General features: G+C 65.7%; 17 protein-coding genes and 1 pseudogene. 6 read left to right on the top strand and 12 right to left on the bottom strand.

Annotation, left to right across the window (positions count from 1 at the left end; all coding sequences use genetic code 11):
• Nucleotides 1-51: 51 nt before the first annotated feature.
• The gene (locus tag AC5RWX_RS15040; protein WP_493938899.1) at nucleotides 52-1,359 is read left to right on the top strand and encodes an MFS transporter; all 1,308 of its coding nucleotides are present in this window, start codon (nucleotides 52-54) and stop codon (nucleotides 1,357-1,359) included.
• 6 nt (nucleotides 1,360-1,365) lie between these two features.
• Here AC5RWX_RS15040 and AC5RWX_RS15035 read toward each other — a convergent pair whose 3' ends face one another.
• A complete protein-coding gene (locus AC5RWX_RS15035; RefSeq protein WP_493938900.1) occupies nucleotides 1,366-2,079 on the bottom strand; it encodes an IclR family transcriptional regulator in 714 nt (237 codons plus the stop codon).
• Nucleotides 2,080-2,383: 304 nt separating this feature from the next.
• Here AC5RWX_RS15035 and AC5RWX_RS15030 point away from each other — a divergent pair, with 304 nt between their 5' ends.
• A complete protein-coding gene (locus AC5RWX_RS15030) occupies nucleotides 2,384-3,775 on the top strand; it encodes an MFS transporter (RefSeq protein ID WP_493938901.1) in 1,392 nt (463 codons plus the stop codon).
• 99 nt (nucleotides 3,776-3,874) lie between these two features.
• Here the strand turns inward: AC5RWX_RS15030 and AC5RWX_RS15025 are convergent, their stop codons facing one another.
• The 4 genes from AC5RWX_RS15025 to AC5RWX_RS15010 all read right to left on the bottom strand — a co-directional run bounded on the left by AC5RWX_RS15025 (nucleotide 3,875) and on the right by AC5RWX_RS15010 (nucleotide 8,541).
• Nucleotides 3,875-4,543, bottom strand: a complete 669-nt coding sequence (locus AC5RWX_RS15025) for a phosphoribosyltransferase (RefSeq protein WP_493938902.1) — start codon at nucleotides 4,541-4,543, stop codon at nucleotides 3,875-3,877.
• 516 nt (nucleotides 4,544-5,059) lie between these two features.
• Nucleotides 5,060-6,562, bottom strand: coding sequence for an APC family permease (locus tag AC5RWX_RS15020; RefSeq protein ID WP_493938903.1), 1,503 nt, complete (start codon nucleotides 6,560-6,562; stop codon nucleotides 5,060-5,062).
• Nucleotides 6,563-6,713: 151 nt separating this feature from the next.
• Entirely contained in the window at nucleotides 6,714-7,694 is a 981-nt protein-coding gene (locus AC5RWX_RS15015; protein WP_493943780.1) for an AraC-like ligand-binding domain-containing protein, read from the bottom strand.
• Between the two features lie 250 nt (nucleotides 7,695-7,944).
• Nucleotides 7,945-8,541 carry a TetR/AcrR family transcriptional regulator gene (locus AC5RWX_RS15010; protein ID WP_493942577.1) on the bottom strand — a complete coding sequence of 199 codons (597 nt, stop codon included), beginning with the start codon at nucleotides 8,539-8,541 and terminating at the stop codon, nucleotides 7,945-7,947.
• A gap of 151 nt (nucleotides 8,542-8,692) precedes the next feature.
• Between AC5RWX_RS15010 and AC5RWX_RS15005 the strand changes: the two genes are divergently transcribed.
• The 3 genes from AC5RWX_RS15005 (at nucleotide 8,693) to AC5RWX_RS14995 (ending at nucleotide 12,733) form a co-directional block, all read left to right on the top strand.
• Nucleotides 8,693-10,609, top strand: a complete 1,917-nt coding sequence (locus tag AC5RWX_RS15005; protein ID WP_493943404.1) for a primary-amine oxidase — start codon at nucleotides 8,693-8,695, stop codon at nucleotides 10,607-10,609.
• A gap of 14 nt (nucleotides 10,610-10,623) precedes the next feature.
• Entirely contained in the window at nucleotides 10,624-11,124 is a 501-nt protein-coding gene (locus AC5RWX_RS15000) for a hypothetical protein (protein WP_493941397.1), read from the top strand.
• Between the two features lie 91 nt (nucleotides 11,125-11,215).
• A complete protein-coding gene (locus tag AC5RWX_RS14995) occupies nucleotides 11,216-12,733 on the top strand; it encodes an MFS transporter (protein WP_493941396.1) in 1,518 nt (505 codons plus the stop codon).
• Between the two features lie 15 nt (nucleotides 12,734-12,748).
• Here the strand turns inward: AC5RWX_RS14995 and AC5RWX_RS14990 are convergent, their stop codons facing one another.
• The 5 genes from AC5RWX_RS14990 to AC5RWX_RS14970 form a co-directional block, all read right to left on the bottom strand.
• Nucleotides 12,749-13,597, bottom strand: coding sequence for a Rieske (2Fe-2S) protein (locus AC5RWX_RS14990; RefSeq protein WP_493941395.1), 849 nt, complete (start codon nucleotides 13,595-13,597; stop codon nucleotides 12,749-12,751).
• Nucleotides 13,598-13,780: 183 nt separating this feature from the next.
• Entirely contained in the window at nucleotides 13,781-14,878 is a 1,098-nt protein-coding gene (hpaD, locus tag AC5RWX_RS14985) for a 3,4-dihydroxyphenylacetate 2,3-dioxygenase (RefSeq protein WP_493941405.1), read from the bottom strand.
• A gap of 33 nt (nucleotides 14,879-14,911) precedes the next feature.
• Nucleotides 14,912-16,441, bottom strand: coding sequence for a 5-carboxymethyl-2-hydroxymuconate semialdehyde dehydrogenase (gene hpaE / locus AC5RWX_RS14980; protein WP_493941394.1), 1,530 nt, complete (start codon nucleotides 16,439-16,441; stop codon nucleotides 14,912-14,914).
• 47 nt (nucleotides 16,442-16,488) lie between these two features.
• A complete protein-coding gene (locus AC5RWX_RS14975; protein WP_494097591.1) occupies nucleotides 16,489-17,178 on the bottom strand; it encodes a GntR family transcriptional regulator in 690 nt (229 codons plus the stop codon).
• Nucleotides 17,154-18,605: a fumarylacetoacetate hydrolase family protein gene (locus AC5RWX_RS14970; RefSeq protein WP_493941404.1), complete on the bottom strand. Its 1,452-nt coding sequence runs from the start codon at nucleotides 18,603-18,605 to the stop codon at nucleotides 17,154-17,156. Before AC5RWX_RS14970 ends, AC5RWX_RS14975 begins: the two co-directional genes overlap by 25 nt.
• Before the next feature lie 348 nt (nucleotides 18,606-18,953).
• On the opposite strand from AC5RWX_RS14970, the gene AC5RWX_RS14965 reads away from it, so the two are divergent.
• Nucleotides 18,954-19,892 carry a zinc-binding dehydrogenase gene (locus AC5RWX_RS14965; RefSeq protein WP_493941391.1) on the top strand — a complete coding sequence of 313 codons (939 nt, stop codon included), beginning with the start codon at nucleotides 18,954-18,956 and terminating at the stop codon, nucleotides 19,890-19,892.
• 80 nt (nucleotides 19,893-19,972) lie between these two features.
• On the opposite strand, the gene AC5RWX_RS14960 is transcribed toward AC5RWX_RS14965, so the two are convergent.
• Nucleotides 19,973-20,134, bottom strand: coding sequence for a hypothetical protein (locus AC5RWX_RS14960; protein WP_493941402.1), 162 nt, complete (start codon nucleotides 20,132-20,134; stop codon nucleotides 19,973-19,975).
• Between the two features lie 164 nt (nucleotides 20,135-20,298).
• Nucleotides 20,299-21,084 (bottom strand): annotated as a pseudogene (locus AC5RWX_RS14955) (serine/threonine-protein kinase); the annotation flags it as partial.
• Between the last annotated feature and the right edge of the window lie 41 nt (nucleotides 21,085-21,125).

Raw genomic sequence — 21,125 nt, 5'->3', positions numbered from 1 at the left:
TGCGCATCGGGAGGCGGGACGATGCGCGGTTAAACCAACGGACAAAAAACTATGACATTTCCTGATTCAGACGCGCCCGCGCGGGAACACGCAGCGACCGGCGGTGCCACTCGTCGACGCAAGCTGCGAAATCCCTTTGGCCGCTACGCTCGTCTGGCCCGACTGGCGGGAACGTCCTTCCTGACCATCGGCTTCCTGGCCAGACTGCCGCTGGCAATGCTGACGGTCGGCGCCCTGACTCTTGTCACCGTGACCACCGGGTCCTACGCCGCGGGAGGCTTCGCCGCCGGTGCCGTGGGGATCGGTTCGGCCGCTGGGGCGCCACTGTTCGGCTACCTTGCCGACCGGGCGGGACAGCGGCCGGTACTCCTGATCGCCGCCGCCGCTCACACCTGCGCCATCGTCTTGTTGCTGACCTGTGTCTACCTCGGTCCCAACGGGGCTGGAACCGCGGCCGTGCTGGCCGCGTCCTTCCTCGTCGGGGCAACGTGCCCGCAGGTGGGCTCGCTGGCGAGGGTGAGATGGATGGCGATGACGCGCAGCGACAAGCCTGCGCTGGACACGGCGCTGTCCTACGAAAGCACGGCTGATGAACTGACGTTCGTGTTGGGGCCGGCGCTGGTCGGACTGTTGGCCGCGCTGATTGCGCCATGGCTGCCCTTTGTGCTGGCCGCCGCACTGACCGTCACCATGGTTACCGCTTTTGCCATACACCCCACCTACCGCTCGGTGGTCCCGGTGACCCCCGACCTGGTCAAGGCCCATCCGGAAGCGGCTGCGGCAGCGACGCCGGTGCGGATTAACTGGCCGTTGGTCGCCATCCCGGTGCTGGGCATGGTGGCGATGGGCACGTTTTTCGGGGCCACCCAGAATGCGCTCAGCGCTTTCGGCGGCACCTTTGGCGCCTCCGACGCGGCGGGCCTGCTGTACGCTCTGCTGGGACTGACGTCGGCCTTCGGCGCCCTCTCCGTGGCCTACTGGCCGGCGCGGTGGACACTTGCCTGGCGCTGGGTGGTCTGTGCTGCGTTGATGACCGCATTCTGCTTCTTGCTGCTACTTCCGGCCGACGTGCTGCCGATGATTTTCGTGCTGCTGCTGGTCGGCGTGCCGGTCGGACCGACCATGGTCACGATCTACGGTATCGGCAGCCAGGTCGCTCCGGACGAGCGCCTAGGCACGGTCATGACGCTGCTGGCCAGCGGCGTTGTCCTGGGTTCTGCGCTGGGTTCGGCTTCAGCGGGTGCAATGGCCGAAACCTGGGGACATTCAGGTGCCTTCTTGGTCTCGATTGCCGCCGCCGGCATGCTTCTGGTTCTCGGCCTGGTCGCCGCCGCCGTCGTCCGTCGCCGGCGGCGCTGAGGCCACTCAGCGCAGTTCTGCCTCGATGGTGGCAGCAGAGCGTTTCAAAGCCGCCGCGATCTCTTGGTCGGGAGTATCCGTGCGGATGTAAACCACTGCTATGGCCGCCGGTAGTTGGCCGGGAACGGCAACCGGCACCGCGACCGCGGAGACGCCCGGGATGACTTCGTCATGGCTGACGGCATATCCGGTTTCCTTGGCAAGTTCGGCTTCCGGCCGGATCTGTTGTCCCGGAGCGTGCTGCTCCCACTGTTCCCGGGTCAGCGCCGACTGGATCGCGATTCCCGGTGCTCCGGCGGCGAAGGAATGACGCGTGCCGGGGTGCTGCACCAATGCCGTCGCGTGGCGCGGTTCTACGGTGAACAGCGTGACGCAGTCGCGCTGATCCCAGACAGCGATAAAAGCGGTCATCATCAGGTCGTTCGCCAACGTGGTCAGCTCCGGCAGCGCGGCGGACTGCAAGTCGCGCGAGACACCGCGTGCCAGCGCGGCCAACCCCGGCCCCGCCTGCACCCGTCCGGCCGAATCCCGCATCAACAGCGAGTGGTCTTCCAGAGTGCGCAGGATCCGGTAGGCGATGGAACGGTGCACTCCCAAAGCTTCTGACAGCTCGGCGATGGTCATTGGCGCCTGTGCTTCAGCCAGGATCTCCAGCGCTTGGATGCCACGCGACAGAGTCTGCGAGTGTGCCGCGGCGGGTTTGGTGGGAGTCTGGCTCATCGGACCATCCTACGGAGAGTGACTGCGGGGGAGCGGATACAGGGACGCGGAGACAGTGGCCTGTGCCATGCCTCACATCCACCATTGTTCTATATCAGGACGAAGCGTCCAAATATAGAACGAGTGTGGTGCGACAGGGGTCTTAGTCGCCGCTGTGAAAACGAGGAGCCCCGCCCGCGCCGGACGACGTTACCCAATCGATATGGCGCCTCTACGTGTCGCGCATTACGTTCCGGTAATATGGCTCGGGTCACATTACCGACCGTTCGGTAATTCCCGTTCTGTGAACACCACGGAGAGAATTATGTCCACGTCAGAAGAGCTGGCAGGCAACATCAGTCCAGCAGCCCGCCACGAAGAGCGCAAAGTGCTCGCAGGCACCCTTGTCGGTACCACGATCGAATGGTACGACTTCTTCATCTATGCCCAGGCCGCCGGGTTGGTCTTGGCCTCCCTGTACTTTGCCCCTTTGTCGCAGGAGAGCTCCGGCCTGGCCCAGATTGTCTCTTGGGCTTCGCTGGGTATTAGCTTCCTGTTCCGCCCGCTCGGCGCCATCGTCGCCGGTCACCTGGGAGACCGTCTCGGCCGCAAGATGATGCTGGTCTTTACGCTGGTGCTCATGGGTGCAGCCACCGCGCTGATCGGCGTGCTGCCGACCTACGCGCAGATTGGTATCTGGGCGCCCATCCTGCTGGTCTTCCTACGGATCCTGCAGGGCTTCTCCGCCGGCGGCGAATGGGGCGGTGCTGCCCTGATGTCAGTTGAGCATGCGCCGGTCAACAAGCGCGGTTTCTTCGGCGCGTACCCGCAAATCGGTGTTCCGTGCGGCATGATCCTTGCCACCGGCGTGATGTGGCTGCTCAGCACCACGCTCACCGAAGAAGCCTTTATGAGCTGGGGCTGGCGCGTGCCGTTCCTGTTCTCGATTGTGCTGATCGTCGTCGGCTACTTCATCCGCCGCTCGGTCAACGAGTCCCCGGTGTTCAAGGAAATGCAGGAGCGCAAGAAGGAATCGGCCGCTCCGCTGGGCCAGTTGTTCAAGCACAACTGGAAAGAGGTCATCCTCACCGCGCTGATCTTCATCGCCAACAACGCCGCCGGCTACCTCCTGATCGCGTTCTTCGCTTCCTACGCCACCAAGCCGGCGGATGCCGGCGGGCTGGGCATGGACCGGCCGTCCGTGCTGCTGGCAACCACACTGGCTGCCTTCGGCTGGTTGATCTTTACCATGTACGGCGGCATCCTCTCCGACAAGATCGGCCGCATCCGGACCTTCCAGATCGGCTACGTGTGGGTCCTGCTGTGGCAGATCCCGATGTTCATGCTGATCGACACGGCCAGCATTGTGCTGATGGGCATCGCGATGTTCGTCCTGACCATCGGCCTGGGCCTGTCCTACGGTCCGCAGTCGGCGCTTTACGCTGAGATGTTCCCGGCCAACGTCCGCTACTCCGGCGTATCCATCGGTTACGCCATCGGTGCAATTCTGGGTGGAGCGTTTGCTCCGCTGATCGCCGAAGTGTTGCTGGGCGCAACTGGAAGCACCATCTCCATTGGCATCTACATCATGGTGCTCTGCGTTATCTCGCTGGTCGCCGTCTCCGTTGTCAAGGAGACCAAGGGCAAGAACCTGCGGGTGGAGGAAGCCCACCGGGAGTACCTGCAGCAGCATCCTGAGGCACGGGACTCCTTTTAAAGATTCAGCAAACGAAATCACACGGACCGCCGCCGGTACTGCTTACCGGCGGCGGTCCGCTGCTTTTTCGGCTGCCTGCATCCGCTATTGAAATCGCAGCTACTGGGGGAGCACCGCCAGGACCTCGTCGTCGCTGACTTGGTTGAAGAGCCGGTAGGCCTCACCGACGGCACGAAAGCCCCGCGGCTGACGCAGACAACAGACGGCATCGGCCACTTTTCCCAGTTCTGCGCAGGTCTGGGGAGGCCCTACCGGGACGGCGACGACGATCTCCCGCGGCTTACTTTGCCGGACGGCCTTGATCGCGGCCTTCATCGTGGCGCCGGTCGCCACTCCGTCGTCGCAGAGAATAACGGTGCGGCCGCCGACCTGTGAGGCCCTTCCATGCAGATACGCTTCCTGGCGGCGCTGCAGTTCGGCATGCTCCGCGGCTTGGACGGCTTGGAGGCGCTGCTCGCTGTAATTGCGGCGGCGCAGTTCGGCCACAATGTGGTCCACCATAACGACGGCGGTGTGCCCGCCGTGGGCGGCCAAAGCTCCGAAGGCCACCTCTGGTTGATCGGGAATCCCCAACTTGCGCACAATGAGCGCATCAAAGTCCGCGCCCAGTTCTTTCGCCAAAACTGCAGCCACGGGAACGCCGCCACGTGCCAGCCCAAGCACGGTGACATCGCTGCGCCCGCGGTAGTCAGCCAGCTCGGCCGCCAATTGATGCGCCGCATCGGACCGATCGGCAAAAGGGGAAGGCGCCGCGCTCAACAGTCCCACGGCCTCCAGTATCCTCTCCCTTGCGCGAAGGGGCGAGGACTGCGGGACCCGGGGCGAGGGGGGGCTGTGCCGCTGGGAGGGGACTTCGTGAACCGGCGAGGGCTGCGCCGACTGGGCGGGGAGAGGCGGGACCGGCGAGGGGCTGTGCCGACTGGGCGGGGAGAGGCGGGACCCGGCGACGGGCTGCGCCGCCGGCTTATGGGGCTGCATGATGGCCGCGGGGCGAAGGTCCGGCCACCCTGGCGAACAGCGGACGGCATCATAGTGGTTGCGACGGGGCAATCGTTTGAGGACGCGATGGGTAGTTCTCCCCATCGCGGCGGCGGGACCACCCGGATAAGCTCTTACCAACGGTCGGGCTCGGAACGGGGGCCCGCGCCGCATCGGCCGGACTTGGGTCCGGGCGTGGAAGAGCCGGAGCCGCAGGATTCCCCCCAACGCCTGCTGCTCCGGCTCTTTCGTTTAATCCTCCGGCCTAACTCTAAGGAGTGCCTGGACTGGATGTCAGACTGGGCGTCAGCTCTCCGGTCGATCAGTGGAGCCGTTCCCTCCAAACCCGATGCCGCGGTAGACATCGGGCCGGTTGGCCTTAAGGTAGAGGCCCCAGCCGACCCCCAGCAATCCGGGGATGACGACGATGGCGGGCAGAAGCCAGCTCAGCGGGGACTGGCCTTCGGTGCCGATCAGGACATCGAAGTTGGCCACGATGAGTACGAACACGATGCCCAGCAACAGTGCGGCCAAGGCCGGAGCAACAACCCGGGCCCACAGCGAGTGGCCGGACGGGTTCTTCCGGAAGTATCCGATGACGGCCACGGATACCAGGACCAGCAGTAGAACCAGGCCGAACGCCCCGGTGTTGGTCAGCCAAGTAAAGAACGTCACCACCGGGTAAAGTGCGCCCAGTTCATTGCCGGTCCCGGCGATGGCGAAGACCAGCAGCAGCGCCGCTGCGACGACTGACTGGACGAGCGAGCCGGCGACCGGTGCATGGGTGCGGGCATTCACCCGGGCCAGGGGGCGGGGCAGGACGCCTTCACGGGCCATCGAGAAGACGTACCGGGCAACGGCGTTGTGGAACGCCACCAGGGCAGCGAACAAACTGGTGATGAACAGGATTTGGCAGATGTCGGCCAGCAGTACGCCGCTGTGCTCGCTGAGGAAAACGAACAGCAGGTCCGGGCCGAATTCCTGGGACTGTGCAACCACCTGGCTGGATCCGGTGGCCATAGCCATGGCCCAGCCGGAGAAGGCGTAGAACAGGGAAATGATCGCCACCGCAATGTAAGTGGCCCGAGCGATCGTCTGCTTCGGGTTCTTGGCTTCCTCGCTGTAAATGGCAGCGGATTCAAAGCCCATAAAAGCGGCGATGCTGAAGGCAAGGGCAGCGCCCACACCGGCGGTGAAGAGGTTTGCTGGATTCATCGGCGCTGTTGACAGGCCCTCCGGAGCCACGGCCAGCGAGACGATGTCAAAGATCAGGACGGCAACGAACTCCAAGCCGACCAGGACTGCCAGCACCTTGACCGACAGGTCCACCTTGTTGATTCCCAGCCAGCCCACGACGAGGAAGCCGACCAAGGCTGTGGCCCACCACGGGACCTCCGCGTTGATCTTGCTCCCGACGAAGGAGGCGGAAGCGAAGCCGAACAACCCGTAAATGCCCACCTGCATGGCGTTGTAAGAGATCAGGGCCGTCCACGCGGCGCCGACACCGGCCGCGCGGCCGAGGCCCCGGCCGATGTAGGCGTAGAAGGCGCCGGCGTTGGTGATGTGCGAGCTCATAGCCGCATAGCCGACGGTAAATAGGGCCAGGCACGCGCCCAGCACAATGAAGGACAGCGGTATCCCCACCAGCCCGGTAACGGCGTAATTGCTGCTGATGCCGCCGGCGACCACCGTCAAGGGGGCGGAAGCGGCAATAGTCATGAAGACGAGGGCTGGTACGCCGAGCGTCCGCTTGCTCAGGCCTTGAGAATCGGACCGATTGTCCGGCACGAGGATCTGTTCGTGCGACATGTTAACCTCCAACGGGAGAAGAAAGATGATCTGATTCTGGCAATCGGACGAGCTTTTGACTTGACCTTCTCGGTACGGCATTTGTCGTCCAGCGCACACCTTGTCCCCTAGGTGCGGTGCAGGCAGGGCAGTAGGCCCCAGCTGGTGGAAGTCAGGCCTTGCGGTAAGCGCTTGGTGGCACGCCGAAGGCGCTGCGAAAGACGCGGCTGAAATGGGCGGCATCGGTGAATCCCCAGCGGGTGGCGATGGCGCCGACTGCGCGATCGGCCTGGAGCGGGTCGCGCAGGTCGCGCCGACAGCGTTCAAGCCGTCGGGCGCGGATCCATCCGGCCACCGTGGTGCCGGCGTCGTGGAAAATGCTGTGCAAGTGCCGGGTGGAGATGAAATGTGCTGCGGCGATGGCTGCCGGAGACAGCTCCGGGTCGCCCAGGTTTGCCTCGATGTGCTGGCGGATCCGTGCGAGCAACTCGCCATGGTGGCCCCGTTGCGGGCCGTTCCCGCTACGGAGTTCGCTGTCGAACAGGGTGGCCAGCAGGTCTACCGCGTTGTGCGCCAGCCGGTGGCCGCTGGGGCCGGATAGCAGCTCAAGGTTGTCCGCCAGTTGCACCATGAACGGGCTGATCATCCGGCCGATGCCGGCGTCCCCGGCCATCCGGACAGCCGTCAGTTCGGCCACCGACTCGGTCGGCAGATCCAGCGCGTCGTGCGGGAACATCAACACCAGGGTGCGGAAGTCGTCGTCGAACTCCAAGGTGTAGGGCCGGTGGGTGTCATAGACCGCCAGGTCGCCAGGACGCAGCGTGGCTTCGCGGTTGTCCTGGATGAGGATGCCGGTGCCGGACAGTTGCAAGTTGAGCTTGTAGTAGAGCCGGTCGGACCGAGTGATCAGCGCCGGCGTGCGCAGCACCTTGTGGCTGTTGGCCGTTACTTCAACCACGGACAATTCGTCCAAAACCCGGGAACGCAGCCGGCCCTGGAACCCGGCGGGGGAGTTGGTCCGTGCCTGCAGGGGCACAAAGGACTCGGAAATCAGCGTGTTCCACTCGGCGAACGAACTCGCTTCGGCAACCTGCACCACGGAAGGCGCAGCGGGCTCGGCAGGCCCGGCAGGCCCGGCAGGCCCGGCAGGCACGGACGGCACGGCAGGCACGGTAGGCAAGGACGGCACGGTGGTCGCGGCAGGAGCGGAACCACGGAAATCGTTGGCGGTTCCGGCTATGCCGGATCGGCTGTGGGTGCTGCGTTCGGGATCGGTAATCGTCACGGTGGCCCCTTCAGATGGAACCTGGCTTGGGTGTGTCTTGCGACACAGTCTCCATACCATAGCCTCTGCGCGACCGCGTTGTCATCTATTTTCCACAACCGGCGAAAAAAGAATCGGATCAGGATTCTGCTGAAACCATGCGAAGCCAGCTGTCCAGATGCTCGGTCAATTGTTCCGGAGAGTGGTGCTCCGGGGTGAGGGAGGCGGTGATCTGCGCGCCCAACAAAAAGGACATCAGCTGCCCTGCCAGGACGTCATCGCTGGCGTGCGTGCGGACGTCGCCTGCCTCGCGCGCCTCGGCCAGGAAACGCATGAAGTCCACCCGCCAGCGTTCCATCGAATCGGCATGGAGCCTGGCCTTATCCGGGTCGATGAGCGCCTTTTGCCAGAACGGAATGACCAGTCGGGCCTCACTGATGGTCACGTCGGTGACGGGCAGCACCTCCAGGCAGTAGCGGCGCAAGGCGTCCAGGCCGCTGTGGCCTCGGATGGAATCGGCAACCCGCCGGTTTGTTTGGTCGAAGACGTAGCCGAAGGCAAAGGCCAGCAAGTCGTCCTTGGTGGGGAAGTAGGGCTTGAGGGCACCGTTGGCAAAGCCTGCCTCCGCGGCAATTTCCCGCATGGTGGCACCGTCGATGCCGTGCCGGGCGATGATCCGCCACGTGGCCTGGACGAGTTCGATCCGGCGCTGGTCGTGGTCGACAATCTTTGGCATCGGCCGCCTCCTATATAAAACGTGCGTAGAAAAACCCTTGCCATGAATCCTACTGGGGGTTATTCTCTACGAACATAGAAAAAAGAACGTGGTGTCGATCACAGCTATTGTCCGGCCCGCGTCTACCCCAGCCGCTTCTGAAAGGGCCGCTATGACCACCGCTGCTGCAGCCACTGTTTCGTCCTATGCTCTGGCCTCCGCCGAGGAAATCACCGCCGTCCGCACCATCCTGGCCGAGGCGGGACTGGCGGGGGAGAACACCCGCTTCGCCTACCTCGGGCTGCTGGACCCGCCGCGCCGCGGGGGCGAAGCGACGGTTGACCGGCGTTTCCGGGCCTTCCTGCTCGACGTCACCGGTGCGGCGCCGAAGGACGTGACCGTCTCCGTCACCTCCGGCAAGGTCCTGACGGTGGCCGAGCTTGACACCTCCGTGACCGGCGAGCTGCCCGTGCTGGAGGAGGAGTTCGAGGTGGTTGAAGCCATCCTCTCCACCGATGAGCGCTGGCTGAAAGCCATTGCCGACCGCGGTCTGGAGATCGACAAGGTGCGGGTCGCGCCGCTGTCTGCCGGAGTGTTCGAGTACCCGGAGGAGAAGGGCCGGCGGATCCTGCGCGGCCTGGCGTTCTACCAGAACTTCCCCGAGGACAACGCGTGGGCGCACCCCATCGACGGGCTGGTGGCCTACGTGGACATCGTGAACAAGACCGTGGACCAGGTGCTGGACTTCGGCGTCATGCCCGTTCCCGCCGAGCACGGCAACTACACGGATCCGGAGCTGACCGGAGAGCTCCGGACCACGCAGAAGCCCATCGAGATCACCCAGCCCGAGGGCCCCAGCTTCACCGTCAGCGGCGGCAACCACATCGAGTGGGAGAAGTGGTCCTTCGACGTGGGCTTCGACGTCCGTGAGGGTGTGGTGCTGCACAACATCGGCTTCCAGGACGGCGACCGCACCCGCTCCATCATCAAGCGGGCTTCCATTGCGGAGATGGTGGTCCCGTACGGCGACCCATCGCCGGTGCGCTCCTGGCAGAACTACTTCGACACCGGCGAATACCTGGTGGGCCAGTACGCCAACTCGCTGGAGCTCGGCTGCGACTGCCTGGGCGAGATCACCTACCTCTCGCCCGTGATCGCCGATGGCTTCGGCAACCCGCGTGAAATCCGCAACGGCATTTGCATGCACGAAGAGGACTACTCCATCCTGGCCAAGCACTCCGACCTGTGGACCGGGATCAACTACACCCGCCGCAACCGGCGTATGGTGGTCTCCTTCTTCACCACCATTGGCAACTACGACTACGGCTTCTACTGGTACCTCTACCTGGACGGCACCATCGAGTTCGAGGCCAAGGCCACCGGCATTGTCTTCACCAGCGCCTACCCGGGCAAGGGCTATGAGTACGCCTCCGAGATGGCACCGGGCCTGGGCGCGCCCTACCACCAGCACCTGTTCAGCGCCCGCCTGGACATGGCGCTGGACGGCTTCACCAACCGGGTCGAGGAGGAGGAAGCGGTGCGGGTTCCGCTCGGCAAGGGCAACGAGCGGGGCAATGCCTTCACCCGCCGCCGTACTCTGCTGAAGACCGAGTCCGAGGGCGTCCGCGAGGCGAATATGCCCGCCGGCCGGACCTGGCACATCTCCAACCCGCAATCCACCAACCGGCTGGGCGAGCCGGTGGCTTACAAACTGATGCCGCAGGGCCAGCCCACGCTGCTGGCCGATCCGGAGTCGTCGGTGGCCAAGCGTGCGGCCTTCGCGGCCAAGGACCTGTGGGTCACCCAGTACGCCGAGGACGAGCGCTACCCGACCGGCGACTTCGTCAACCAGCACGCCGGCGGCGCCGGGCTGCCGGCCTACGTGGCGCAGGACCGCAAGATCGACGGCGAGGACATTGTGCTCTGGCATACCTTCGGCCTGACCCACTACCCGCGGGTGGAGGACTGGCCAATCATGCCGGTGGACACGGCCGGATTCAGACTTCGGCCGGACGGCTTCTTCGACCGCAGCCCGGTGCTGGACGTGCCGGCGAACACGCCTGCCGCCGGCGGGCACTGCCACCGCTGAGCGGAGGTGTGAAGATGACCGCGGTTGCGCAGTGGAAATTTAGGGCAAAGCACGACGGCGGGGCGTGGCTTGTGCGGCTGGCCCGGCTGTGCGCCGTGGTCGCCTTCATCTCCATCGCCGCCCATTTGTGGATGGCCTGGCAGCACCTGCACACGCCGTGGCAGAGCCTGCTGATGCTGGTCATGGCCGCGTTCTGCCTGCCGTGCGCGCTGAAAACCTGGCGCCACGGCGGGGCGGATCCGGCCCGGATGCTGATGTTCGCGGCCCTGGCCATGGCTGCCTTCCACACCTTGCTGCTGACGGGAACCGGCTCCCATGGCGGCGGCCACGCCGGGCACGGGCTCCCCGCCGGGAGCACTGCGTTCGCTGCGGGCCCTGCCGGGACCGTAGACGGGTCTGCGTCCGCGACCGCGGTACTGCCGCACACCGAAATGATGCTGGGCGTCATCCTGCTGGAACTGGCGGCGGCCCTGGCGGCAGCCATCTACCTGCACCGGCTTCGCCAGCGTCAGTAGAAGCCGCCTCCCGCCCTGACGTTGAGGCCAACGCGGGGCGGGAGGCGGATCACCGTTTGGCAGGCGAGTCCTCCCGGCGTATGAATGAGGAGTGACTCCCGACTCCGACTCTGCTCCAAAAAACCGTCCCGCTGCCGGCATCTCGGTTGGCCCCGACGGCGCCGAGGCCGGCTTTGAGCCGGATCCCGGCCGCTGGCGGATCCTGGCCGTGCTGCTGGTGGCCATTTTCATGTCGCTGGTGAGCGTCAGCATCGTTAATGTGGTGCTGCCGTCCATCCAGATCGGGCTGGGCGCCTCCGACTCGGACCTGCAGTGGGTCCTCTCCGGCTACGCCCTGACCTTCGGAGTGGTGCTGGTGGCCGCCGGCCGGGCGGGCGACATCCTGGGCCGCGGGCCGTTGTTCATTGCGGGTGTCGCGCTTTTCACCCTTTCCTCGGTGGCCGCCGGACTGGCTCCGGATCCGCTCAGCCTGAACATCACGCGCTTTCTGCAAGGGCTCGGTTCCGGACTGTTGAATCCGCAGGCCGTGGGCATGATCCAGCAGTACTTCCGCGGTGCCGAACGCGGCCGGGCCTATGGTGCGCTCGGAAGCGTGATCGGCGTTTCGGTGGCCATCGGTCCGTTGCTCGGCGGGATGATCATTGAGTTCGTGGGCGTGCAGCAGGGGTGGCGCTGGACGTTCCTGGTGAATGTGCCGGTCGGGATCCTGGCCATCGTGCTCGCCTTGTTGTGGTTCAAACCGCAACGTAACGCCGCCGGCCGGGCCGAGGAGGCCACAGCCGATCGCGACTTGGATCCCCTCGGCGCCGTGCTCCTCGGCCTGGCGGTGCTGGCGCTGCTGCTGCCTTTCGTGGAACGGGGGACCGGGCCGTGGATCTGGCTGCTGCTCCCCGGCGGCGCAGCACTGCTGGCGTGCTGGGCGTGGTGGGAACATGCCTACCGGCGTCGGGGCCGCAGTCCGATGGTGGACCTGCGCATCTTCCGCACGCACAGCTTTTCGAACGGCTCGCTGATCGCCGGGCTGTACTTCATGGGTGTGACCAGCGTGTGGGTGCTGGTGGCACTGTACATCCAGGAGGGGTTGGGCGGCACCGCGCTCGAGGCCGGGCTGATCGGCCTGCCCGCCGCCCTGCTCGGCGCGTATGCGTCCCACTGGTCCGGCAAGCGGGTGCTGGAGCACGGGCGGAAATCGATCGTCGTCGGGATTCTCTGTGCACTGCTGGGGCTGGGCCTGACCATCGCCGTCATCCAAGCGGAGGCGGCCGGAATGCTCAGCATCTGGTGGATGTTGCTGACGTTGTCCTTCATCGGTATGGCACAGGGCCTAATCATTACTCCCAACCAGACGCTGACCTTGGCCGAAGTGTCGTTGGAGTATTCAGGCAGCGCCGGGGGAGTGCTGCAGACCTCGCAGCGGATCGGCACCGCGGTGGGAATCGCGGTGATCACCGCCGTCGCCTTTGCGGTCCAGGCCCAAGCGGGGTGGACCGCTGCGATCACCGCGGGCCTGTGCGTCACCGCCGTGTCGGTCCTGGGCACGCTGGTGATCGCCGTGTCCGATGCCCGCCGCAGCACGCGCGCCGCGATAGCGGGGTCAGGCCGCAGCTGATCCAAACAACCGGGATCAGCGCTGGCGGACTTCGATCTGTCCCTCGCGGACACGCGTCTCGTAGGCCGGCTGCTCGGAACTGGCAGGGCCTCTGACGACGCTGCCATCCGCCAGCCGGAAAGTGCTGCCGTGCCAGGGGCAGGTGATGCACCCGTTGTCCACGGTTCCCTCCTCCAACGGTCCGCCCATGTGGCTGCAGACGCTGTCCAGGGCTAGGAGAGTGCCGCCGCTGCGGTACAGCACCAGCGACAGGTCGCCGACCTGCGCGAGATGCGGCGTGTCATCGGCCAGGTCGCTCTCGGCCAGGACACCGGTCCATTCGGCTGGCCCCTCCCGCCACGCCGTGTGGTTGACGTTGACACCGCGCGAATAGCTCAAATGCCCGCCGAGGTAACCGCCGCTCATGAGTAAACCGAACCCGCCCAAGGCGATCATCTTGGCGATTCCGCGGCGGCCGCTGCGGCGAGCCACCAACGAGGCCGTGAAGCAGACCAGCGCCGTCGCGTTCGCGGCGGCATGCACGATTCCCACCCGTCGGTCCTCGCCCTGAGTGTCTGACCAGTCGTTGAGCCCGGCCCAGGCTGTGGGTGCCGCCGTCAGGATTCCGGCCGCGACCAGCAAATCCGCGGCGGGTTCGGCGCGGCGGCCGCCCACCGTGTCGAGCAGCGTCGCCATGCTCCACGCGCCGATGGGCAGGTCGGTCATCAGCGGGTGCAGCGGATGCCCCAGGAAACTGCCGCTGAGGACATTCCTGACCGGCCGCGGCTTCACCAGCCGGCCCACCAAGCCGGCCACCGGCTGGGCCACCTTGTCCAGGGCTTCGGTTCGTTCGATCCGTGCCATCAGCTTGTGCAGAGCAGACATGGGCGTTCCTCTTCCCCATAGAGTGGTGGCCAACGGGCAAGCCCCGCTGGCCGACTGACCGGCCCTCAGTAGCTGCCAGTGTTGCACCGGCTGGCGGAAGCGGCAAGGGTAGGCAAACGCCGGTGGGCGGCCTCCATACGGAAGCCGCCCACCGGCGTCGCTATTCAAGCGGGCCTGACGGAACTAGACCTGATTGCCGATCTTGAAGCCCTTGGCGGCCTGGCCACGGAAGGTGCCATCTTCGTCATCCTCACGGGTGAAGGAGAAACCGTCGGCGCCGATGGTCACCTCCATCTCGGAGTTGTCGGTGCGCTCGACGACTTCCTGCGGGTTGCCGTCGAGGTCCAGCACCAGGGAGGCCTCGGTGTACCAGGACGGGACCACCGGGTTGCCCCACCAGTCGCGCCGCTGGTTGTCGTGCACGTCCCAGGTGATGACAGGGTTGTCCGGGTCTCCGGTGTAGTAGTCCTGGGTGTAGATCTCCACGCGGTGGCCGTCCGGATCCAGGATGTACAGGTAGAACGCGTTGGACACCCCGTGGCGGCCCGGGCCGCGCTCGATCCGGTCGGACATGCGCAGCGCGCCCATCTTGTCGCAGATCTGGATGATGTTGTGCTTCTCATGCGTGGAGAAAGCCACGTGGTGCATGCGCGGGCCGTTGCCGCCGGTCAGGGCGGTGTCGTGCACGGTGCCCTTGCGGTGCATCCAGGCGGCGTAGGTCACGCCGTCGGAGTCCTTGATGTCCTCGGTGACGCGGAAGCCCAGGTCCTCCAGGTACTTGCGGCCGCGCGGGACGTCCGGGGTGACCTGGTTGAAGTGGTCCAGGCGCACCAGTTCGCCGGCGGAGTAGAGGTCGTAGCGCATGTGCAGGCGCTCCACATGGTCCACCTCGTGGAAGAACTCGTACGGGAAGCCCAGCGGATCCTCCACCCGCAGCGAGTCCCCAATGCCCTTGACGAAGCCTTCCTTGCGGCGCTCGGTCCGGCAGCCCAGCTCCTTGTAGTAGGCCTCGGCGCGGTCCACGTCCTCCGGGGTCCGCACCCGGTAGGCGAAGGCGGCGACGGCGGCGATCGGGCCCTTGCGCAGCACCAGGTTGTGGTGGATGAACTCTTCGAACGAGCGCAGGTAGATCGCTTCGTCGTCTTCGTGGGTTACGTGCAGGCCCAGCAGGTCCACGTAGAACGCACGGGACTTGGCCAGATCGGTGACCACGATCTCCATGTAGGCGCAGCGCAGGATGTCCGGGGCCGGGACAGAGGGCTTGGGGATTTCGTTGCTCATCATTCTCTCCTTCGAGCGGGGGGGGGGTAGGGGTTAGGCGTCCGGGATAGCGGCGGCGTCCTCGGCCTTGCCGAAGACCGGGTTGTGCACCTCACCGAGGTTGATGTGGACAGCCTGCTGGTCGGTGTAGAAATCGATGGAGCGGTAGCCGCCCTCATGGCCCAGGCCCGATGCCTTCACGCCGCCGAAGGGGGTGCGCAGGTCGCGGACGTTGTTGGAGTTCAGCCACACCATGCCGGCCTCGACATTCTGGGCGAAGTTGTGCGACCGCTTGAGGTCGTTCGTCCAGATGTAGGCGGCCAGTCCGTACTTGGTGTTGTTGGCCAGCTCCAGCGCCTCCTCGTCCGTGTCGAACGGGGTGATGGCCACGACCGGGCCGAAGATTTCTTCCTGGAAGATCCGGGCGTCCGGGGCCACGTCGGCGAAAACTGTCGGCTGGATGAAGTTGCCCTCCGGGAACTCGGCGGGGCGGCCGCCACCGGCGGTCAGGCGGGCCTCCTGCTTGCCGATCTCCACGTAGGACATGACCTTGTCGAAGTGCTCCGGGTGGACCAGGGCGCCGACCTCGGTGGACTCCTCGTGCGGCAGGCCGACCTTCACGCGCTTGGCCTGGGCCGAGTAGCGCTCGACGAATTCGTCGTAGATGCTCCGCTGGACCAGGATCCGCGAGCCGGCCGTGCAGCGCTCGCCGTTGAGGGAGAAGACGCCGAAGATGGTCGCGTCGATGGCGGCGTCCAGATCGGCATCTTCGAAGACGACGGCGGGGGACTTGCCGCCCAGCTCCATGGACAGGCCCTTCAGGTACGGGGCCGCGTTGGCGAAGATGATCTGGCCCGTGCGCGACTCGCCGGTGAAGGAGATCAGCGGGACGTCCGGGTGCTTGACCAGGGAGTCGCCGGCGAAGCCTTCCTCACCGTAGCCGTGGACGATGTTGAAGACGCCCTCCGGCAGGCCGGCTTCCTCGAAGATCCCCGGCCACAGGGACGCGGAGAGCGGGGTGAACTCGGCCGGCTTCAGGACCACGGTGTTGCCGGTGGCCAGCGCCGGGCCCAGCTTCCAGGACTCCAGCATGAACGGGGTGTTCCACGGGGTAATCAGGCCGGCGACGCCGATCGGCTTGCGGTTGACGTAGTTGGCCTGGCGTCCGGGGACCTTGAAGGCGTCGTCGTGCTGGGAAACGATCAGGTCGGCGAAGAAGCGGAAGTTTTCCGCTGCGCGCTGCGCCTGCCCCAAAGCCTGCTTGATCGGCAGCCCGGTGTCGAAGCACTCCATTTCGGCCAGTTCCTGGCCGCGGGACTCGACGATGTCGGCGATCTTGTGCAGAATGCGGGAGCGCTGGCGCGGAAGCATGGTCGGCCAGGGACCGTTCTCGAATGCGTCCTTGGCGGCGGCGACGGCCGCGGCGACGTCGGCGACCTTGCCGGAAGCTGCCTTGATGTACGGCTTGTTGGTGACCGGGTCCAGGACGTCGAAGGTGTCGCCGTCGATGGAGTCGACGAGCTTGCCGCCGATGTAGTGCTGCAGATGGGTGGGCAGGTTGTCCGGAACAAAGTGCTCGGCCATGATGGTCCTTTCCATTGGGGGTTGCGGTCTCGGGTAGTCGGTTGGGTCTAGAGGGGCGAGGGCGGCATGCCATCCGCGGCCAGATAGGCATTGAGCGTGTTGGTCCGGTGGGCCCGGGCCGCCTTCTCCACTTCGCTGGTGCTGGCACCGGCGTCGATCAAATCCAGCAGGTGCTCGTGTTCCTCCACGGAGGAGCGGGCACGGCCGGGAATGTGGCTGAAGCTGGAGGCCCGCATTGCGTTAAGCCGGTTCCAGCCCCGGTGGACCAAGTCCAGGATGTGCGGATTGGGGCAACACTCGTACAACACAGCGTGGAACCTGTCGTTGAGCTGGGTGAAGCGGGGCGGATCGAAGTCCTCCAGGCAGCGGCGCAACTCGGCGTTGATCGCCCGTGCCTCGGCCAGGTCCGCCGCGGAAAGCAGCGGAGCGGCCAGCGCGGTTGCCGCTCCCTCGATCACGGCCAGCGTCTCCATCGTGTGCAGATACAACTCGGCATCAACCGCTGCTACGGTCGCGCCGATATTGCGCTCGAACGTCACCAGGCCCTCGGCCTCCAGCCGGCGGATCGCCTCGCGCACCGGCACCGTGCTGCAGCCCAGCTCCGCGGCGATGGTGCCGAGGACCAGGCGGTACCCGGGCACCAGCTCGCCCTTGGCGATCCGTTCGTGGAGCAGCTCGTAGGCCTGCTCCGATTTGCTGGGGGCCAAGGTGGTCACTTCGGCTGCTCCGCGACCCATGCATCGTACCGGGTGCGCCATTCAGCGTTCATCGGGAACAGGCCCTCGATCTTGTGGCCTTCCTTGACCATCTCGAACACGAAGGTGTCCTGGCGTTCCTGCTCCACGACCTCGTCGGCGATCTCCGCGGCCAGTGCCGGCGGGATGACCAGGATCCCGTTGTCGTCGCCAACAATGATGTCGCCGGGCTGGATGGTGGTGCCGCCGCAGGCGACGGTGACGTCGGTGTCCCACGGGACGTGCTTGCGCCCCAGGACCGCCGGGTGGGCGCCGTTGTAGAAGGTGGGGATGTCCAGGGCCGCCACCTCGGAGAGGTCGCGGACGCCGCCGTCGGTAATGATGGCTTCCGCGCCGCGCACCTGGGTGCGCAGGGCCAGAATGTCGCCGAGCGTGCCCGAGCCCTTCTCGCCGCGGGCCTCCATGACCAGGATCTCGCCGGGGCCGATAGCGTCGATGATGCGCTTCTGGGCGTTGTAGCCGCCGCCGTGGGACTTGAACAGGTCCTCGCGGTTGGGCACATAGCGCAGCGTGCGCGCCGTGCCGATGACCTTTTGGCCGGGCTTGGTTGCCAGCAGGCCGTCCACGCTGACGTTGTTCAGCCCGCGCTTGCGCAGCGCGCCGGAGATGGTTGCCGTGGCGACCGAGAGCAGCTTGGCCTTGACGTCCTCGGTCAGCGCGGACTTGCCGGTGACTGCCGGGGCCAGCCCGGCGGCTTCTTCGCTGCCGAAGGCATCGATCCGGTCCTGGTCGGTGATTTTCGGGGTATTGCCGAAGGAAGCGAATTCCGCCTCGCCCTGAGTGACTGTGGTGGACAGGCGGCCCGTGCTCAGGCCGGCGGCTTCGTCGGAGACCTCGACCTCGACGACGTCGCCCGGCACGATCACGGACGAGCCGGCCGGGGTGCCGGTGAGGATGACATCGCCCGGGTGCAGGGTCATCAGCTGGGACAGGTCGGCTACGATCCGCGCGAAGGAGAAGATCAGGCCGGCGGTGGTGTCGTCCTGGACAACCTCGCCGTTGACCCAGGTGCGGATCCGCAGGGCGTCCGGGTTGACCGCAGCGGCCGGCAGCAGGGCCGGGCCGATCGGGGTGAAGCCGTCGCCGGACTTCGAGCGGATGTTGGAGCCCTTGTCCGCGTACTTGATGTCGTAGACGCCCAAATCGTTGCTGGCGGTTACGTGGCCCACGTAATTCCAGGCCTCTTCGAGCGAGACGCGGCGGGCCGGCTTGCCGATGATCAGGGCGATTTCACCCTCGAAGGCCAGCAGTTCGGTGTTGGCGGGACGCTCCACGGTGCCGCCCGAAAGGGCCAGCGAGGAGGAAGCCTTCATGAAGTAGGACGGGTTGGCAGGAACCCGTCCGCGCTGTGCCGCCCGGGAGTTGTAGGAGAGGTGTACGGCCAGCACCTTGCCGGCGTCCTCCAGCATCTTGGTATCCACCGGCTGGATCGTGGTGGCGGACTGGGTGACGTTGCCTTCGGACAAAGCATCCTCCTGTGAAGTACGAAATCGTATACGATCCATCATCGCGTGTGGCGGAAGCCACGTCAAGGGGGTGGCGAAACATTTCTCGAACGACCGGTCGGCTGCCCTCAGGTTGCCCCTGCCGGTCGGCGAAATCGGTGGCGGGACGGTACTTCCGTGGCGGAATGCCGCACCCCTTGGTGTGGTGGGGAGGCTCACGGCCTGGACGTCTTGTATCTTCCGGGGGACAGCCTAGAGTGGATGCATACGCATGGATTTGCATGCGTACAGCTCAAGGAAGTGATTGTGTACATGAAGGCTTGGCAGTTTACAGAAACCGACGCACCTCTCTCGCTCAATGACGTTGCTGCACCGGAACCTGCTGCGGATGAAGTTGTCCTCGACGTCAAGGCCGCTGGGCTGTGCCACAGCGACGTCGGGTTCATTGATGGCACGTTGACAGCGCTGCTTCCGTTCAGGCCGATCACGCTCGGCCATGAGATAGCTGGTATTGTCTCAGCCGTCGGTGCGGATGTCACCACGTTCTCGGTGGGTGACCGAGCGGTTATTCCCGCCGCGATCGAAGGACCAGGCACCTCGCTTGACGGGGGCTTTGCGGAGAAGGTGAAGGCCCCCGCACGGCTGGTGGCGCCGTTGCCCGAAGGCGTCCCCTTTGACCAGGCAGCGGCCGCGACGGATGCGGGCATGACGTCCTACCACGCCATGATGGTTCAGGGCGGCCTTAAGCCGGGGATGAAGGTCGGGGTCATTGGCCTGGGCGGTCTGGGATCCCTCGGAGCGCAGACGGCGATCGCCAACGGAGCGGAACTTTACGTGGCCGAAATCAATGAGAAGGTGCACTCGATGGCACTCGACATTGGGGCCACAGCAGTAGCCAAGGACATTCGGGACTTTGCCGACAAGGAGTTGGACCTGGTGGTCGACTTTGCAGGCTTCGGCACTACTACCGCCGGCGCCGTTGACGTCGTTCGTCGCGGCGGCCGCGTCGTCCAAGTGGGGCTCGGACGGAGCGAGGGCACCATCAACCTCCAGCAGCTCACGCTAAACGAAGTGGAGCTGGTCGGTTCCCAGGCAGGAACGCTGCAGGACTGCGCCGACGTGCTTCAGCTGATGGCAGACGGCAAGCTGTCGGCCCACATCAGCCAGATTTCCTTCGGCGAAATCGGAGAAGGCATTGACAAGTTGGCCCGCGGTGAGGTTATTGGCCGGCTGGTCGCCTTGATCGACTGATTCAGCGGAGCCTCCAGGCCCCCAGCCACTCAGATAATGCACCTCCAGCCCAGCTGGGGGTGCCTAAGTGGGTTGAGTGCCTAATTCAGCCCACGCTGGGCGCGCGGTTGGGCGGCGCGGGGATGGCCAGATTGCCGGTTGTATTGCCACCGGTACGCTCTTCCGGCGACCCTGCGGAGGGTGGCCCTGCGGAGGGTAGCCCTGCGGAGGGTAGCCCTGCGGAGGGTAACTCTGCTGAGGATGGCCCGGGGATGGGCAGCCCGGCCATCGGGGCTGCAGCCGCGGCGGCTGCGGCAGCACCGATGATGGCTCCGTCGGAACCGGGCGAACCGAACGAGGGCGAAACCAATACCGACTGTTCGGGCAGCGGGGCTTCGGCCAGATTCCGCAGGCTCACGGCAACCTCGTGCGCGGTTGGACGCACGTCCGGGTTGCGGTTGGTCATCAGGGTCAGCAGTTCTTTCCAGTGGTCAGGGAGCGAGTCCGGCACCTCCGGGTCGCGCAGCAGCCGGGCCAAGGCGGCCTCCATCGGTGTGCCGGAAAAAGCCTTCTGGTGGGTGAGGCATTCGAGCAGGACCAGGGCCAGGGAATACACATCGCTGGCACCGGTGACCGGGTGGCCCAACGCCTGTTCCGGGCTCAGGTAGTTGGCGGTTCCGATGGTTGCGCCCTGAGCCGTGGCCATGCTGGCTTCGACCATCCGGGCGATGCCGAAATCCGACAACTTGGGGTGGTGGCGGGTGTCTGCGGCGTGCCCGTTGGCCAGCAGGATGTTGGCGGGCTTCACGTCGCGGTGGATCACGCCTTGGTCGTGGATGTAGTTCAGTGCGTCGGCCAGATCGGCGCCGATCTGGGCCGTTTCGACCGACGTCAGGGGACCGTTGCGCAGTCTGCGCCGGAGGTCGGCTCCTTCAATCAATTCCATCACCAGGAAACTGGTGGTGGCGCCGTCGTCGGCGGTGTGCAGTCCGGCATCCAGCAGGGTGACCAAGCCGGGGTGGTTAAGCGTGGCCAGCAGCAACGTCTCGGTGTGCTGCCGCCGGTACTCGTCGTCATCAGGCGTCGTCGGGGCGAACATCTTGACGGCCACGTCGCGCCCCAAGGATTCATCCACGGCCCGGTATACGGACGCTGCCCCACCGGTGCCGATGAGCTCCCGTGTCCTGTAGCGCCCGCCCAGGATTGTCTCCATCAAGCCTCCACGCCCCAGGATTTTGCTGTCGTCGGCAATTG

The sequence above is a fragment of the Arthrobacter sp. SPT-J7 genome, from assembly GCF_059089965.1.
Note: the sequence above shows the minus strand (reverse complement) of the source record. Positions and strands in the feature narration are given on the sequence as shown.